Here is a 16,382-nt window from a genome sequence, read left to right on the forward strand (position 1 = left end):
GGAGTTTATGAACGAATTAAGCAAGAGCTATTCTCCCAAAGAGATAGAGGATAAGTGGTATGAGCAGTGGGAAGCAAAGAAATACTTTGCAGCAACAACAGATAAGCAGCACAACTATTCAATAGTTATGCCGCCGCCAAATGTAACTGGAATCCTTCATATGGGACACGTGCTTAACAATACGATCCAGGATACTATAATCAGATTCAAGAGAATGACTGGACACAACACACTGTGGATGCCAGGAACAGACCACGCAGGAATTGCTACTCAGAACAAGGTAGAGAGAAAGCTGGCTGACCAGGGACTAACTAAGGAGGATCTTGGAAGAGAGAAGTTCCTAGAGGAGACTTGGAAGTGGAAGGAGGAGCACGGTAACCTCATCACAACTCAGCTGAGAAAGCTTGGAGCATCTCTTGACTGGGACAGAGAGAGATTTACAATGGATGAGGGGTGTTCAGATGCAGTAAAGGAGATCTTCATCAAGCTATACAACGATAAGCTTATCTATCAGGGAGAGTACATGGTAAACTGGTGTTCTAGATGTGGAACAGCTCTTGCTGACGACGAGGTAGACCACCACGAGAAAAAGGGTAAGCTATGGCACCTAAGATACCCTGTAAAGGATTCAGATGAGGTACTTGTTGTAGCAACTACTAGACCTGAGACTATGATAGGAGATACAGGAGTAGCAGTACACCCAGAGGATGAGAGATATGCTCACCTTATTGGTAAGTCTGTAATCCTTCCTCTAGTTGGAAGAGAGATCCCTATCTTTGCTGATGACTATGTGGATATGGAGTTTGGAACTGGTGTGGTAAAGATGACTCCAGCTCACGACCCTAATGACTTTGAGATCGGAAAGAGACACAACTTAGAGATTATAAACATCCTTACTGAAGCTGGTAAGATGAATGAGCTTACTGGAAAGTATGAGGGAATGGACAGGTTCGATGCTAGATATGCCATCGTAAGAGAGCTTGAGGAGAAGGGAATCCTGGAAAAAACTGAGGCTCACGACAACAAGGTGGGACAGTGCTACAGATGTGATACTGTAGTAGAGTCAAGAGTATCAAATCAGTGGTTTGTAAGCATGGAGCCTCTTGCTGAAAAAGCTCTAGAGGTAGTAAGAAACGGTAAGGTAAAGCTCAGACCTAAGAGATGGGAGAAGGTATACTACAACTGGCTTGAGAATATCAGAGACTGGTGTATCTCAAGACAGATCTGGTGGGGACACAGAATACCAGCATGGTATGGTCCAGACAACCACATCTTCGTTGCAAGAGATGAAAAGGAAGCTGCAGAGCAGGCTACAGCTCACTATGGAAGAGAGGTAGAGCTTAGACAGGAAACTGATGTACTGGATACATGGTTCTCATCTGCTCTATGGCCATTCTCTACCCTTGGGTGGCCTGAGAAGAATGAAGATCTTGCAAGATTCTACCCTACAAATACTCTTGTAACTGGAGCAGATATCCTGTTCTTCTGGGTAGCAAGAATGGTAATGATGGGGCTATATGAGATGGATGATATCCCATTTGATGATGTATATCTTCACGGTATCGTAAGAGATGAGCAGGGAAGAAAGATGTCTAAATCTTTAGGTAACTCTCCAGACCCTCTAAAGCTTATCGATGAGTATGGAGCAGATGCAATAAGATTTACAATGGTATACAACACTTCACAGGGACAGGATGTACACTTCTCTGAGAAGCTTCTTGAGATGGGAAGAAACTTTACAAACAAGGTATGGAATGTATCTAGATTTGTACTTATGAACCTTGAAGGGTTTGACATAAAGACTGTAAACAAGGATGAGCTGAAGTTTGAGCTTGTGGATGAGTGGATCTACTCTAAGCTTAACAAGACAGCAGCCGACGTAGCTGAGAAGCTGGATAAGTTTACTCTAGACGAGGCAGCAAAATCTGCGTACGAGTTCCTAAGAGGAGATTTCTGTGACTGGTATGTAGAGATGGCTAAGGGAAGACTTGGAGAGGATGCAGACGAGGTTTCTAAGAAGACAGCTCAATACGTACTGTGGACAGTTCTTGAAAAGGGACTTAGACTACTTCACCCATTCATGCCATTCATCACTGAGGAGATCTGGCAGAAGCTTGGAGCAGAGGGAGAAACTATCATGCTTCAGGACTTCCCTGTAAGAGAGGAAGCTATGGTAAATGAGGAGGCTGAGAAGTCATTCGAGTACCTTCAGACTCTGATCTCATCTGTAAGAAACATAAGAGCAGAGGTAGGAGTATCTCCAGCTAAGCCAGTAGTAGCTATTATCAGAACTAACGATGAAGCTGAGCTTGAGATAATCGAGAAGAACAAGGAGTTCCTAGTGAAGCTTGCCAACCTAGAGAGCCTTGAGTGTGGTAAGGAAGTAGAGAAGCCGGCACAGTCAAGCTTTAGAGTAGCAGCAAACTCTGAGCTATATGTATCTCTTGAGGGGCTGCTGAACCCAGAGGTAGAGATCAAGAAGATCAATGTTCAGATCGAAAAGGTGAAGAAGGACCTAGATAAGGTAACTAACAAGCTATCCAATGAGAAGTTTGTATCCAAGGCACCTGCTCACATCTTAGAGAGAGAGAAGAGGATCCAACAGGAGTTCCAGGACAAGCTAGATAAACTAGAGGAAAACTTAAAGGCATTTATGTAATAAGTAAGCCCCTGATTCTTCAGGGGCTATTTATATAAATCAGAGGGCAGATTTAAAAGAAATAGCCTAGTTTTTTATAACTATGAGTTTCGAAATCAATCACTTTGTTGAGGAATTAGTATAAAAATATTATATTCTTAAAATTTATATTATAAATTCTTGAAGAAGGCTATTTTAAGTAGTATAATAAATAAGATTTCAAATTTATGATTTTTTAGGAGTGAGTATATTGGATTTGCATTATTTGAGAATATTTTATGAGGTAGCAAAAGAAGGTAGTTTCACAAAGGCAGCTAACAGACTTTATATAAATCAATCTGCAGTTTCTATTCAGGTAAAGAAGTTTGAAGAGCTATTAAATACCAAGTTATTTGATAGAAGTTCTAAGAAGATCAAGCTTACATACTCTGGTGAGGTACTCTACAAGATGGCAGAGGAGATCTTTCAGAAGGTAAAGAGAGCGGAAAAGGAGATGTCTAGAATTATTGAACTAGACAAGGCAAAAATTTCCATAGGTGCAAGCCCTGTAATAGGAGAGCCGCTTATTCCAAAGCTTATGAAGGGATTTTCTATGGTCCACTCTGAGATAGAGTATGATATCAGAATAGCTGAGAAGAAGACTCTTCTAAAGCTTCTGAGGGAGGGAGAGCTGGATGTAATCCTTCTAGATGCTGAGCACATCACAGATAACAACCTGGAGGTAATCGATGTAGAGGAGTTCCCTTATGTGCTTGTAAGTAAGAGAGACTACACAAGTCTTGAAGATGTTACTGAGGATACTCTTATTACAAGAAACTACATTCCAAACAATGAGGAAGCAATAGCAACTCTAGAGAGCAAGTATAAGGTGTCCTTTGAAAACAGGGTACCAGTAAGGGGAAGTCTTGAGGTTATCAAGGAGATGGTAAGAGAGGAAGTAGGAAATGTAATCCTTCCATACTACTCTGTATATAAGGAGATCGAGGCTGGAGAGTTTAAGGTGATAGAGAGAGTTGAGAGTGTAAGCGACTCCTACCACATGGTAATTACCAAGGACAAGAGAGCCCTTCTTGAGATAATTAAATTTATAAACTTTACACAAAACTTTAAGATAATGTAGGAACTACTGTCTGTTTTATAGTTTATCTCTTTATGGATGGCAAAATAAATAAACTCGTGTATTGATATGAATTATCTACGCAAAAAAATGCTGATAATTCATTTAATAACTATAAATTAGTAAAATAGGAGGTAAGGTATGAACCTTATAGATTCTTATGTAACAACCTATGAGCTGTTAAAGGATTTTATTGAAATAGAAAGAAAAGAAAATATTACTGAGAAGATAGCTGTGGATATGGCAGCAGCATTCCAGGCAGGGAACAAGGTGCTTATTGCCGGTAACGGTGGAAGTAACTGTGACGCCCTTCACTTTTCAGAGGAGTTTACTGGAAGATTCAGAGGAAACAGAAGAGCCCTTCCGGCAATATCACTGTCGGATTCCTCTCACATTACTTGTGTGGGAAACGATTTTGGATTTGATTACATCTTTTCAAGGGGAGTCGAGGCATATGGTAAGGAGGGAGACTTCTTTATAGGTCTTTCTACAAGCGGAAACTCAGCTAACGTGATAAAGGCTGTAGAGGCAGCTAAGGAACTTGGAATGAAAACAATTGTACTTCTTGGAAAGGACGGAGGAAAGCTTAAGGGGATGTGCGACTATGAATTCGTAATCCCAGGAGCAACTTCAGACAGAATCCAGGAAATCCACATGATGATCCTTCACATTATAATCGAGGGTGTAGAGAAGATCATGTTCCCGGAAAACTACTAAAATAAAAAATGAGCCGTTAAGGCTCATTTTTTATTATTAAGAAAAGTATAGAACTTATAAAAAATCTCTTGAAGCAATTAGTGTTTCAATTAATTATTAGGATGCAACGTCACGCTGCTATTTATCTATGGAGCAGGAACCGTCCTCTGAGGGAGCTTCCTCTATTCCCACAAGCTTTATCTTCTGATCGATTATCTTGCTTCCCTTCACCTTGTCAAAGGTATATATAAAAGCAAAGGATAGTATGAGCCCCATGAAGCTTGTAAGAACCCTCTTCCCCTCTGTAAATCCTAAGAATTCACCTAAAAAGTATCCCCCTATCATAAGCAGGATAGGAAGGAGGTAAACTAAGGCTGCAATATTTAACAGGGATTTATCCTCTATTTCAAAGGTGATGACATTTCCCACCTCTACCTTCTCGCTGCACTTAAACTCAAAGGTACTTCCCATCTTCTCCTTGTTACCACATCCAGAGCAGTGGGCACATGCACTCTCCTTGTACAGGTGAACCTTGATAATATCCCCTTTAACCTCTCTAACAATTCCCTTATTTATCATCGAACCTTCTCCTTAAAAATTCAGAATAAAAAACCATAAGTTGCTGAATGAATAGATTATAACATATGGGATTTCTTTTGGAAAGTGTCCTTATTAATCCTTGAAAACAGGCACTCAGATATGATAAAATTAAGACAAAAGCTTAATAGGAGGAAAGATGGAAAAATTAGAGGAATACAGGTGGCCTGTATTAAAGGCTCTGACCATATCTCTATTTTTTTTGTATTTTTTTATAAAGGGAAGGCTTTTGGGTGAAAGTGATCTCTACGATCACCTAAACCTGATTTTTGGAGTATACTATTACTTTTTAATACTGTATCCCCTACTCCTGACCTCCTCCCTGTTTATAGGTAACAAAAAAAAGGAGAGCGTCTTAAAGATACGTCTTTTTTCAGGAATTCTTTTTTTCTTTTTTTGCACATTTTACATCCTTATGGGTGAGCTTCAGACCTCTGTTCTTACTGGAAGGGATCTTGAACAGCAGCTTGTAAAGGTAGCTTGGACCCAGATGAACCTTGGAGGAGTCTCTACATCTATAATGCACTTCCTCTACTTTAATATGGACACCCAGATACTCTACAGAACAGTTATCGGGGGAATATCTTTCACCGCCTTTATCCTTTTTGCAAAGGCAGTTACCGAGAGTATAAGAAGTATACTGGGAATGGCTGCTAAAAGCAGGGAGAGAAGGGAGCTTAGAAGAAAGGAAGAGGAGCTTCAGGCAAAGATAACTATAAAGGAAGAGATCGACAAGAAGATGGCTCTCAAGAAGCAGAAGAGTCTCCAGCAGCAGGAGGAGAAGATTCAGCAGAGAGTGGACCTTTTTATGCAAAGGGATGAAACAGCAGAGGATGAGACAGTTGAAGAACCTCTGAAAGAGGAGATTTCTTGTGAAAGTTCTGCAGGTGAAACTCTTAGTCTAGATGACCTATTGAACCTTGTAGAGGAGCAAAGGGATCAGGCAGAGAGAGACGTTGACCCTTCAGAGAAGGAACACCGCCAAGAGGAAAAAAAGGATGAAGACAACAGGCTGGAGGATAGAACTACAGCCGCTGAAGACACCGATAACAAGGGGGAAAGAAATGATACTAGCATCTAAATCACCTAGAAGAAGGGAGATCCTCTCCCAGTTTGGATTTGACATAGAGATAGACAGTGTAGATGTGGAAGAGGTAAGCGACGAGAAGGAAGTTGTGGATCAGCTCATGGACATCTCCAGGAAGAAATCCCAGGAGGTAGCCAAAAGAAATCCAGATAAATATGTAGTGTCAGCAGATACAGCCGTAATAATAGATGGAAGAGTACTGGGAAAACCAGGGGATGAAGAGGAAGCTAAGAGGACCCTGAGGGAACTTTCCGGGAGGGCACACGAGGTAATAACAGCCTATACCCTCTTCAATCTATCTAAGGAGGTTATGCACAGCCACTACGATACAACTATGGTCTACTTTAAGGAACTGAGCGACGAAGAGATAGAATGGTATGTAGCAACTGGGGAACCCATGGATAAAGCGGGATCCTATGGAATACAGGGAAAGGGAACAATCCTTGTGGACAAGATAGAGGGGGATTTTTACAATGTAATGGGATTTCCTCTGAGTAAGTTTTACGATGACCTGAAATCTTTGGGGATGGATATAAGTAATATAAGAATGATGTAGAGGTGAAAGGATGCTTAAGAAAAAGATGAATAAGGTCTTCGGAATGTTTTCTGAAGATTTAGGGATAGACCTTGGAACGGCTAATACTCTGGTATGTGTTAAGAATAAAGGGGTAGTGCTCAATGAACCCTCGGTAGTAGCAGTGAGACAGAGAACTAAGGAGATATATGAGGTAGGGGAGCAGGCTAAGAAGATGATCGGTAGAACACCGGCATCCATTTCAGCTATAAGACCCCTTAAAAACGGAGTAATAGCAGACTATGAGGTAACTGAAAAAATGCTTCGTGAGTTCTATAAGAAGGTGCACAAGAGGAAGTTTCTTACCAACCCAAGGGTGGTAATATGTGTACCAGCTGGAGTTACCCAGGTAGAGAAGAGAGCTGTAATAGACGTAACAAGGGAAGCTGGGGCAAGAGAGGCCTACCTTATAGAGGAACCTATGGCGGCAGCAATAGGAGCAGGTCTGGATATCTTTGAACCAGAGGGGAACCTTATTGTAGATATCGGAGGAGGTACTACAGAGATAGCTGTAATATCTCTTGGAGGAATAGTTAAGACAAGCTCCCTAAGAGTGGCAGGGGACAAGTTTGACAATGCCATAGTTCAGTATGTAAGACAGAAGCACAGCCTTCTTATCGGAGACAGAACCGCAGAGGAGATAAAGATAAATGTGGGAACAGCTATTGAACTGGAAGAGGAGCTGAGCATTGAGATAAGCGGAAGAAATGTACTAAACGGTCTTCCTAAAAATGTGGTAATAAGATCCACAGAGATAAGGGAAGCACTGGAGGAACTGATGCACCAGATTATAGAGGAGATCAAGGTAATCCTTGAAAAGACCCCGCCTGAGCTTTCAGCAGATATCAAGAGAAAGGGGCTTGTCCTTGCAGGGGGAGGAGCTATGATCAGGGGACTTGACAGAAAGATCGCCAATGCTCTTCATATAAATGTAACTATAACAGAGGAACCATTAAATGCTGTGGTAAGAGGTATAGAGGAGTTATTAAAAGGATTTGAAATGTATAGAGAGGTAATAATTTCTCCTGAAATAGACTACTAATTCCAAGTGAAGGAGGGGAAGGTATGAAATTAATTTTGATATTTCTAGCCCTCTGTATCAACCTGTATGCCAATCTGGTAACTACCAACGGTAAAATCGGACTTTACCTAGATGAAAGCGAGATGAGAATACACAGTATCAAGGGATCTGTCTTTGAACAGCCGGATATATCCATCCTTGATGTTGGAGTCCTTATCGACAATAAACCCTACCTGTTAAATGAGCATATAAAGTCGGCAAGAATATTATCCAATACAAACATAATAATGGTTGTCAGTGAAGTGGCAGACGTAAAGTTTGCCACCTTTATCTTTCCGTCGGTTATCGAGAGGGACAAGCTGTATATAACTACAGCAGTGAGAAAGGTTCGAGAGGAAACCACGGTAAAGCTTCTCTACAGGATATACCCCTACAGGAATATAAATATCTTAGATTATAACAGTCCCAAGGACTACTATTTTTTAGATGACTTCAGAATGAAGTCTCTAAACAATCCCATGGGGATGTATCTTTCCAACCAGGAATTTATGGAGGAGTTGAAGTTTAAGGAGGTAAGACGTAGAACCATCAGGTATCAGGATGTGAAACTGCTCTTAGCTTCAGAGATAAGGGGTAATAGTAAGAGGGGGTCGGATATCCTCATCCTCAACTTCGGGAAGGAGAAGTGGGAGAACAGGATAGAGCTGAATCCCGGAATATTAAAGGAAGAATATACCTTCTGGAAGGATTGGAACTGGGACTTCCAGGGATATCCCAGGGAGGTAAGGGAGCAGCTGACCCAGCTGAAGATGATAACCATGGGGTTTCCAATTCCAAGAACCATCTCCTATACAGCCAGTGAGCAGCAGCTGACTACAAATATGAAGCTGTCCACCCTCCTTGCCAACTACGGAAAGGACAGGGAGGCTCTGGCTATCCTGAGAAATTACAGGTTCAGCAGGAAGAACACCCCTGAGGATGTAGCTATTCTTATGTCTCTGGTGAAGAGCTGGGAGTACTCCAAGGATGTGGTGGGGGAGACCTATATAAGAACTACAATCTACCCTATATTCCAGAGGATACTTGCTGGGATAGATGATGAGGGAAGGTTCCAAGTAGAGGAGGAGAGGATAGAAACCTACTTCTACCTCATAAGTGTGCTGGAAGATGTTCTGAAAGATATTCAGACAGTGGACTATCTTCCTAAGGAGACGGTGGAGAGGAAACTTGTCCTTCTGAGGGAGAATGTTGAAAAAAACTACATGACCCCAGACGGTCTAAAGGATACTCCAAGCTCTCTAGAGGCAAACCCAAGGAATATAGCCTATATAAACCTCTATCCCAAGGATGTGAGAAGAGCTATTCTGGATGAGGAGTACAAGAAATACTATAACAGCAGATTAGGTTTTCTAATGTTTCCAGGGGATGACTTTGTGGATACAGATTACAACCTGACCTTTGCCCGTCACCTCCTTGACAATGATTTTCAACAGAGGGGAGAGATGCTATTTGCAAGGGTGAGGGAGATGGTAGATAAAAATAACAACTATATTACCCCTCGGATGTATCCCAATGAAAATAATGAGGCAGGGATATACGGAGATTTGATATTCTCCTATTTAATAACAAATTACTTTAGGGGGATAGAGTAGCAGATGATAGAACAGGACAGATCCTTTGAGCCGCTGGAAAATCTGGAGCAGATAGAGATTCCAGAGACCAAGGCGGTCAAAAATAGAGAGATAATGAAAAGAGATATAGAAGCTATACTCCTCCTTTCTGGAGACGATCTTCAGATAGAGGAGCTCTCCAAGTACTTTAAGAAGGGGATGGATACCATTAAGGATATCCTCTTCGATATAAGGGAGGAGATGAGAGACAGGGGAATAAACCTCTATGTAAAGGGTGGCAGGGTATACCTGGCCACCAATCCCAAGAGCGGCGAGACGGTACACTGTTTCTTTAATCAGGAGAGCAGACCTAAGAAACTGTCGGCAGCAGCCATGGAAACCCTGTCCATAATAGCTTACAGGCAGCCTGTAACTAAGGGGGATGTAGAGGATATAAGGGGAGTAGCTGTAGACGGAGTTATGAGCTCCCTAGAGGAGAAGAAGCTGATTGCCGTATGTGGTAAGAGGGAGGGAATTGGAAGACCAAACCTATATGAGGTAACGGATACCTTCCTTGCATATATGGGAATAGAGAGTGTGGAAGAACTTCCCAACTATAGAGAGGTGAGAGATAGAATTGACGGAAAAGATGAGGATAAATAAATACCTCTCCTCCCTGGGTGTTGCATCCAGAAGAGAGGTAGACAGGCTTGTAGATGAGGGCCTTATAAAGGTAAATGGAGAGCCGGCTACAAGCGGAATGAAGGTATCATCTGAGGATGAGATAGAGGTAAGGGGAAAGGTTATAGAGACCTCCCAGGAGAAGAAGGTTTACTATATTCTTAATAAGCCCAAGGGAGTAATTAGTGCAGCCAAGGATGACAGAGGAAGAAGAACTGTGGTGGATATGATAGACACCAAGCAGAGGATCTATCCCATTGGAAGGCTTGACTTTGACACAACTGGCCTAATCCTTCTGACAAACGACGGGGAACTCTTTAACAGAATAATCCACCCGAGATCCACAGTGTATAAATCCTACTTTGTAGTAGTAAAGGGAGAGATGGAAGATACCTCCCTCAAAAAACTTGCAGAGGGAGTGGAGCTAGAGGACGGAAGAACCCTTCCAGCTAAGGTAAGGCTAGTTAAAAGCAGCCCAAGATCCACAAGTCTTATTATTGAGATAAGAGAGGGAAGAAACAGACAGATCAGAAGGATGTGTAGTGCTGTGGGGCACCCTGTATACGACCTTAAGAGGGAAAAGATCGGTAGGTTAGGCATAAGAGACCTTGCAGAGGGTCAGTACAGAGAGCTTACAGATGAAGAGGTAAGATACCTCTACAGCCTGTAGGAGAAAGACCTGAGAAAGAAAAAATTATATTTTATATAGATAATCATAGAGGAGGTAGACATGTCTTTAACAAGAGAGGAAGTACTAAAGGTAGCTGAACTTGCAAGATTAAAGTTTAAAGAGGAAGAGATTGGTGAATTCCAACAACAACTTAATGATATATTAGGATATGTAGAAGTGTTAAATGAAGTGGATACAGAGGGGGTAGAGCCTCTAATCTCTGTACACGACGGAATAAACAGACTTAGAGCAGATGAGGTAAGAAAATCTCTAACTGTAGAGGAAGCTATGAAAAATGCTCCTGAAACAGCTGATGGTGCCCTAATCGTACCTAAGGTAGTGGGAGAGTAGGAGCCTAGAGGTAAAAAGGTGCCGGCGATTTTAGAGGCTGGATAGAAAGACAAAATAACTAGTAAGCGTGGGAGGAACAGAAATGGATAAGATTTACGACCTTACTGCTTTTGAGGTGAGAGAGAAGATTCTTGCTGGTGAAGTAAAATCAGTGGACGTAGTAAAGGCAATTTTCGATAGAATAGAAGCAACAGACGATAAGATAGGAAGTTTTGTATCTCTGAATAAGGAGAAAGCCCTTGAGGCAGCAGCAGCAGTTGATGAAAAGATTGCCAAGGGAGAAAAGGTAGGAGCCCTTGCAGGGGTGCCAGTAGCCCTTAAAGATAACATGGTATCCTACGGAGACCCATCTTCATCTTGCTCTAAGATCCTAGAGGGATATGAGGGGATCTACGATGCTACAGTGGTAACAAAGCTAAAGGAAGCAGATGCTATCATCATAGGTAAGACTAACATGGATGAGTTTGCCATGGGATCTTCCACAAAGACATCTTGCTTCAAGGAGACTAAAAACCCTTGGGATACTACAAGAGTACCAGGAGGATCATCAGGAGGATCAGCTTCAGCAGTGGCAGCTTCTCAGGCATTCATGGCTCTTGGATCGGATACAGGGGGATCTATCAGACAGCCCGCTTCATACTGTGGTATAGTTGGACTTAAGCCTACATATGGAAGGGTATCCAGATACGGGATCATGGCCTTTGCCTCATCTCTAGACCAGATCGGACCATTTACAAAGACTGTAAAGGATGCAGCTCTTACTATGAATGTAATCGCAGGAATGGATGACTACGATTCAACTTTAGAGGACGTAGAAGTACCTGACTATACAGAGGCTCTTACTGGAGATGTAAAGGGTATGAAGATTGGTGTGCCTAAGGAGTACTTCATCGAGGGAATCAAGCCAGAGGTAAAGAAGGTAATAGATGATGCTATAGAGAAGTATAGAGAGATGGGAGCGGAGATCGTAGATATAAGTCTTCCTCACACTAAGTATGCAGTATCTGTATACTATATCTTAGCACCAGCAGAGGCAAGTTCAAACCTTGCAAGATTTGACGGAGTAAGATACGGTCACAGAGCTGCAGATATTAATGGAGTAGATGACCTATACATTAAATCCAGAAGTGAAGGCTTTGGAGATGAAGTAAAGAGAAGAATAATGATAGGTACCTATGTACTGAGTGCAGGATTCTACGATGCATATTATAGAAAAGCACAGCAGGTAAGAAGACTTATCAAGGAAGACTTTGAAAAGGCCTTTGAGCAGGTTGATATGATCCTGGCACCAACAGCACCAGGTGTTGCCTTCAGACTAGACGACAAGAAGACTCCAATCGAGCTATACTTAGAGGACATCTTCACAATCAGTGCAAACCTTGCAGGACTTCCAGGAATTTCTGTACCAGCAGGACTTGCAGAGGGTATGCCAGTAGGGGTACAGTTAATTGGTAAAGCCTTTGGAGAAGCTGACATACTAAGAGCTGGAGATGCATTTGAAAGAGTACGTGGAGAGTGGAAGCTCCCAGAAACTTACTAAAGAGAGGAATGGAGGAAGAAAATGGCAAGAGAATGGGAATCGGTAATTGGACTAGAGGTTCACTTACAGCTAAATACAGGAACTAAAGTATGGTGTGGATGTAGTGCAGACTACGACAACTCACCAATTAATACACATACATGCCCTATATGTCTTGGGCACCCAGGAGCACTACCAAAGTTAAATGAAAAGGTTGTAGAGTATGCAATAAAAGCTGCCCTTGCCCTTAACTGTGATGTAAACAAGGTAAGCAGATTTGACAGAAAGAACTACTTCTATCCAGACCTGACAAAGGGGTATCAGATTACTCAGTTTGATCACCCATATGCTGAGCACGGTCATATAGATGTAACTCTTAAATCTGGAAAGGAAAGAAAGGTTGGGATCACTAAGATCCAGATAGAAGAGGATACTGGTAAATCCATGCATGCAGGGGATGAGTCCTTTATCAACTACAACAGAGCTTCTATGCCTCTAATTGAGATCGTATCTGAACCAGATATGAGATCCTCTGAGGAGGCCTATGAGTACCTTAACCTTCTTAAGGATGCAATAAAGTATACTGAGATCTCAGATGTATCCATGGAACTTGGATCTCTTAGATGTGACGCAAACATCTCTGTAAGGCCTAAGGGAGAGGAGAAGTTTGGAACAAGGGTAGAGGTTAAAAACCTGAACTCCTTCAAGGCTGTAGCAAGAGCCATCGACTATGAGATTGGAAGACAGATAGAAACTATCGAAGAGGGCGGTAGTATCGATCAGGAGACAAGACTTTGGGATGATGAGGTTCAGGTTACCAGAGTAATGAGAAGTAAGGAGGAGGCTATGGACTACAGATTCTTCCCAGAGCCAGACCTTGTAAGACTTGTTATCTCAGATGAGCAGATCGAAGCTATAAGAGAGACTATGCCTGAGTCCAAGGTAGATAAGATGGCAAGATTCGCAAGAGACTACAAGCTTTCTACTACAGATGCTGCTATCCTTTGTGAGGAGATGGAGCTTGCTGACTACTATGAGGCAGCAGTTAAGGCATCTAACAATCCTAAGACTACAGCTAACTGGATAATGACTGAGGTACTGAGAGTGCTGAAGGAGGAGAACAAGGATATCACTGAGTTCTCAATTACCTCTGAGGACTTAGGGGAGATCATAAAGCTTATCGATGGTGGAAAGATCTCAAGTAAGATAGCTAAGAAGTTATTTGAGATAAAGTTAACAGATGAGAGAACCCCTGCAGAGATAGTAGAGGCAGAGGGGATGGCACAGGTAGCAGATACTGGAGCTATTGAGGCAATGGTAGATGAGGTGCTGGCTAACAACCCTAAGCTTATAGAGGACTATAAGGAAGCAGATGAGGGAAGAAAACCAAGAGTTATGAAGGGACTTATGGGGCAGGTAATGAAAGCCTCTAAGGGAAAGGCAAATCCAACTATCGTAACTGAACTACTGATAAAGAAACTTTCTTAAGATAGAAATCCCCGACAGGTTCGGGGATTTTCTGTATTTCAAAGGTATGGTTTAATAAAGGGAGATTAAAGTATGAAGATACTGCATGTAATAGCACAAAAACCCCAGGATACAGGGAGCGGGGTATATGTAAAAAACCTCATCCAGCACCTTAAGGGATTCGACCAGGCTCTCATAGCTGGAATAGACGCGGAGGATGAGATTCATTCAGATATCCCCTTTTACCCTGTATTGTTCAGGAGGGGAGAGCTGGAGTTTCCAGTGGTAGGGATGTCCGACAGGATGCCCTATGAGAGCACAACCTATAGGGAGCTAAGGGGAGAAAGGCTGGAGGCGTGGAAGAGGGTCTATAGAAAAAAGCTCCTTGAGGTAAGGGAGGAGTTTAAACCGGATATCGTGGTGAGCCACCACCTCTACCTCCTCACATCCATGGTGAGGGAGATCTTTTCAGATTCCAAGGTGATAGGGGTGTGTCATGCAACGGATCTTAGGCAGCTCCACTCCCACGATCTGGAAAGGGAGTATATAGGGGAGCAGATACCCAAAGTGGACAGGATTCTGGCTCTTCACAGGGAGCAGAGGAGAAGGATAGGCGAGGTCTTCTCCATAGATGAGAAGAGGATAGAGATTATGGGCCTCGGGTATGATAAAAACCTCTTTAACTTCCAGGGAAGCAAGGGGAAGGATATAGAGGTCTGGTATGTGGGAAAGATCTCCCGGGCCAAAGGAGTAGAGGAGCTTCTAGAGGCCTATGACAGACTTGGCTGCAGAGAGGGTGTGAAGCTCAAGCTGGCAGGAGGTATTGGTGGAGAAGAGGGAAGAGCGCTGGAGAAGAAAGCAAAAGAACTTGGAGAAGAGGTGGAGCTCCTTGGCCAGGTAGAGCAGAGGAAGCTGGCCAAGGGGCTAAGAAAGGGACATATCCTGGTTCTTCCCTCCTACTATGAGGGGTTTCCCATGGTGGTTGTGGAAGCCCTGGCATGTGGAATGGAGGTAGTGGTAAATGACCTTCCTGGTTTAAGGGAGGGCCTTGGAGAAGGGGTCCTTGACAGCGGAAGAGTACACTTCCTTCCTATGCCTGAACTGGAGGGGGTGGATAAGATCTCTCCTCTTCACAGGGAGAGATATGTGGAGGAGCTCAGAAAGAAGCTGGAGGAGGTCATAGAGGGAGAGAGGTCTCAGATCACCCCAACCCTTTCAGAGCTTAGCTGGGAGGGGGTTGGAGAAAGGTATCTGAACCTCATGAAGGAGCTCTGCAAAAAAAACTTTTCATAGGAGCAAAAAAGGGGTACAATAGGAGTAGAATTTAGACAAACGTCCCTGGATGAGGGAGTTGGAACCGACCTTCGGTGAAGGTAAAGTAGAGGCAGGGAAGAGTGTTTCCCAATGGTAAAACCCTAACCTTAATGAGGTCGTAGAAAGTGGGGGCTTTCTGTTGATTTAAAGAGATTTACTTAAGGGAGGGAAGAATGTTACTGGATATGCACATGCACATATGGCCTACATCTAGAGATAGCCATATGACACTGGAAGATGCAGTGGACCAGGCAAGAGAGCTTGGACTTGACGGGATCTGTGTAACAGATCATGACAACCTGGAGATCAGGGAGAGAGCTGCTGAATATAGCAGAAAAACAGGATACCCTATTTTTGTGGGGGTGGAGATACTTACATATCAGGGAGATGTTGTAGTCTTTGGTCTGGATGAGGTTCCAGAGGAGATGCTTCACGTAGGGGAACTCTTAGACCTTGTAGAAAAAAGAGGGGGAGCAGCTATAGTGGCCCACCCATTCAGAAGAAACAACAGAGGCCTGGGAGAGGGTATAAAGGATGTTTATGAGAGGCTTACAGGGGTAGAGGTATTAAATGGAAATACCCCCATAGAGCTAAATATAGAGGCGGACAACCTTACCAGAAGGTTGGAGGTTGGAAGGGTAGGAGCAAGTGATGCTCACTACAAACACGAAGTGGGAAGGTATGCCACTAAGTTTTCAAGGAAGATTTCAAGCGTGGAGGAGCTTATTTGTGAGCTGAGGGAAGGAAAGTTTCTTCCAGCAACCTATGATGAGGGGATTTATCACCTGAACGATGGAACTACCCTAAGGGCAAATAAGTTTGCAGGAATAATAAAGAAGGGTGCATAAAAAAGATAGGAGAAGCCAGTGGATGGTCTTCTCCTTTTTTTATCCAGTCTAAGCTCCCGTCTAGGAAAGATATAATACAGAAGAATGAATAGTTACTTAACAACCCACCTGGAGGTTTTTTACCTTTAATCTTATTCAGAGGTTCTCCTTTAATAGATTATGGTTTCAGCGTTCATCTCATGAAGGAGTGAT

The 16,382-nt window shown here is 42.8% G+C and carries 15 protein-coding genes; 14 read left to right on the plus strand and 1 reads right to left on the minus strand.

Going from position 1 to position 16,382, the window contains the following annotated elements:
* Positions 1 to 7: 7 nt before the first annotated feature.
* From QMG11_RS06220 to gmhA, 3 genes are all read left to right on the plus strand, one after another.
* The gene (locus tag QMG11_RS06220; RefSeq protein ID WP_281834396.1) at positions 8 to 2,659 is read left to right on the plus strand and encodes a valine--tRNA ligase; all 2,652 of its coding nucleotides are present in this window, start codon (positions 8 to 10) and stop codon (positions 2,657 to 2,659) included.
* Between the two features lie 229 nt (positions 2,660 to 2,888).
* Positions 2,889 to 3,758, plus strand: a complete 870-nt coding sequence (locus QMG11_RS06225; protein WP_281834397.1) for a LysR family transcriptional regulator — start codon at positions 2,889 to 2,891, stop codon at positions 3,756 to 3,758.
* Positions 3,759 to 3,896: 138 nt separating this feature from the next.
* A complete protein-coding gene (gene gmhA / locus QMG11_RS06230; RefSeq protein ID WP_281834398.1) occupies positions 3,897 to 4,472 on the plus strand; it encodes a D-sedoheptulose 7-phosphate isomerase in 576 nt (191 codons plus the stop codon).
* A gap of 117 nt (positions 4,473 to 4,589) precedes the next feature.
* On the opposite strand, the gene QMG11_RS06235 is transcribed toward gmhA, so the two are convergent.
* Positions 4,590 to 5,030, minus strand: a complete 441-nt coding sequence (locus tag QMG11_RS06235) for a SoxR reducing system RseC family protein (protein WP_281834399.1) — start codon at positions 5,028 to 5,030, stop codon at positions 4,590 to 4,592.
* A gap of 157 nt (positions 5,031 to 5,187) precedes the next feature.
* Between QMG11_RS06235 and QMG11_RS06240 the strand changes: the two genes are divergently transcribed.
* The 11 genes from QMG11_RS06240 to QMG11_RS06290 all read left to right on the plus strand — a co-directional run bounded on the left by QMG11_RS06240 (position 5,188) and on the right by QMG11_RS06290 (position 16,190).
* The gene (locus QMG11_RS06240; RefSeq protein WP_281834400.1) at positions 5,188 to 6,129 is read left to right on the plus strand and encodes a hypothetical protein; all 942 of its coding nucleotides are present in this window, start codon (positions 5,188 to 5,190) and stop codon (positions 6,127 to 6,129) included.
* Entirely contained in the window at positions 6,113 to 6,691 is a 579-nt protein-coding gene (locus tag QMG11_RS06245) for a Maf family protein (RefSeq protein WP_281834401.1), read from the plus strand. The genes QMG11_RS06240 and QMG11_RS06245 overlap by 17 nt, the downstream gene beginning before the upstream one ends.
* A gap of 10 nt (positions 6,692 to 6,701) precedes the next feature.
* Positions 6,702 to 7,751, plus strand: coding sequence for a rod shape-determining protein (locus tag QMG11_RS06250; RefSeq protein WP_281834402.1), 1,050 nt, complete (start codon positions 6,702 to 6,704; stop codon positions 7,749 to 7,751).
* A gap of 23 nt (positions 7,752 to 7,774) precedes the next feature.
* On the plus strand, positions 7,775 to 9,382 hold the full coding sequence (locus QMG11_RS06255) for a hypothetical protein (RefSeq protein WP_281834403.1): 1,608 nt from the start codon (positions 7,775 to 7,777) through the stop codon (positions 9,380 to 9,382).
* Positions 9,383 to 9,385: 3 nt separating this feature from the next.
* Positions 9,386 to 10,003: an SMC-Scp complex subunit ScpB gene (gene scpB / locus QMG11_RS06260; RefSeq protein WP_309302085.1), complete on the plus strand. Its 618-nt coding sequence runs from the start codon at positions 9,386 to 9,388 to the stop codon at positions 10,001 to 10,003.
* A complete protein-coding gene (locus tag QMG11_RS06265) occupies positions 9,990 to 10,691 on the plus strand; it encodes a pseudouridine synthase (protein WP_281834754.1) in 702 nt (233 codons plus the stop codon). The genes scpB and QMG11_RS06265 overlap by 14 nt, the downstream gene beginning before the upstream one ends.
* 60 nt (positions 10,692 to 10,751) lie before the next feature.
* A complete protein-coding gene (gatC, locus tag QMG11_RS06270) occupies positions 10,752 to 11,042 on the plus strand; it encodes an Asp-tRNA(Asn)/Glu-tRNA(Gln) amidotransferase subunit GatC (protein ID WP_281834404.1) in 291 nt (96 codons plus the stop codon).
* Between the two features lie 82 nt (positions 11,043 to 11,124).
* A complete protein-coding gene (gene gatA / locus QMG11_RS06275) occupies positions 11,125 to 12,582 on the plus strand; it encodes an Asp-tRNA(Asn)/Glu-tRNA(Gln) amidotransferase subunit GatA (protein ID WP_281834405.1) in 1,458 nt (485 codons plus the stop codon).
* 21 nt (positions 12,583 to 12,603) lie between these two features.
* On the plus strand, positions 12,604 to 14,049 hold the full coding sequence (gene gatB / locus QMG11_RS06280) for an Asp-tRNA(Asn)/Glu-tRNA(Gln) amidotransferase subunit GatB (RefSeq protein WP_281834406.1): 1,446 nt from the start codon (positions 12,604 to 12,606) through the stop codon (positions 14,047 to 14,049).
* A 72-nt stretch (positions 14,050 to 14,121) separates the two neighbouring features.
* A complete protein-coding gene (locus QMG11_RS06285) occupies positions 14,122 to 15,321 on the plus strand; it encodes a glycosyltransferase family 4 protein (protein ID WP_281834407.1) in 1,200 nt (399 codons plus the stop codon).
* A 194-nt stretch (positions 15,322 to 15,515) separates the two neighbouring features.
* Positions 15,516 to 16,190, plus strand: a complete 675-nt coding sequence (locus QMG11_RS06290; protein WP_281834408.1) for a PHP domain-containing protein — start codon at positions 15,516 to 15,518, stop codon at positions 16,188 to 16,190.
* The last annotated feature ends 192 nt before the right edge of the window (positions 16,191 to 16,382 follow it).

The sequence above is a fragment of the Propionigenium maris DSM 9537 genome (genome assembly GCF_027925155.1).
In the GTDB taxonomy this organism is placed as follows: domain Bacteria; phylum Fusobacteriota; class Fusobacteriia; order Fusobacteriales; family Fusobacteriaceae; genus Propionigenium; species Propionigenium maris.

Coding starts and splice junctions, on each gene's coding strand:
- QMG11_RS06265 (WP_281834754.1), top strand. CDS start 9,990: ATGAGGATAAATAAATACCTCTCCTCCCTGGGTGTTGCATCCAGAAGA.
- QMG11_RS06240 (WP_281834400.1), top strand. CDS start 5,188: ATGGAAAAATTAGAGGAATACAGGTGGCCTGTATTAAAGGCTCTGACC.
- QMG11_RS06235 (WP_281834399.1), bottom strand. CDS start 5,030: ATGATAAATAAGGGAATTGTTAGAGAGGTTAAAGGGGATATTATCAAG.
- gmhA (WP_281834398.1), top strand. CDS start 3,897: ATGAACCTTATAGATTCTTATGTAACAACCTATGAGCTGTTAAAGGAT.
- scpB (WP_309302085.1), top strand. CDS start 9,386: ATGATAGAACAGGACAGATCCTTTGAGCCGCTGGAAAATCTGGAGCAG.
- gatB (WP_281834406.1), top strand. CDS start 12,604: ATGGCAAGAGAATGGGAATCGGTAATTGGACTAGAGGTTCACTTACAG.
- QMG11_RS06245 (WP_281834401.1), top strand. CDS start 6,113: ATGATACTAGCATCTAAATCACCTAGAAGAAGGGAGATCCTCTCCCAG.
- QMG11_RS06255 (WP_281834403.1), top strand. CDS start 7,775: ATGAAATTAATTTTGATATTTCTAGCCCTCTGTATCAACCTGTATGCC.
- QMG11_RS06220 (WP_281834396.1), top strand. CDS start 8: ATGAACGAATTAAGCAAGAGCTATTCTCCCAAAGAGATAGAGGATAAG.
- QMG11_RS06290 (WP_281834408.1), top strand. CDS start 15,516: ATGTTACTGGATATGCACATGCACATATGGCCTACATCTAGAGATAGC.
- QMG11_RS06250 (WP_281834402.1), top strand. CDS start 6,702: ATGCTTAAGAAAAAGATGAATAAGGTCTTCGGAATGTTTTCTGAAGAT.
- gatA (WP_281834405.1), top strand. CDS start 11,125: ATGGATAAGATTTACGACCTTACTGCTTTTGAGGTGAGAGAGAAGATT.
- gatC (WP_281834404.1), top strand. CDS start 10,752: ATGTCTTTAACAAGAGAGGAAGTACTAAAGGTAGCTGAACTTGCAAGA.
- QMG11_RS06285 (WP_281834407.1), top strand. CDS start 14,122: ATGAAGATACTGCATGTAATAGCACAAAAACCCCAGGATACAGGGAGC.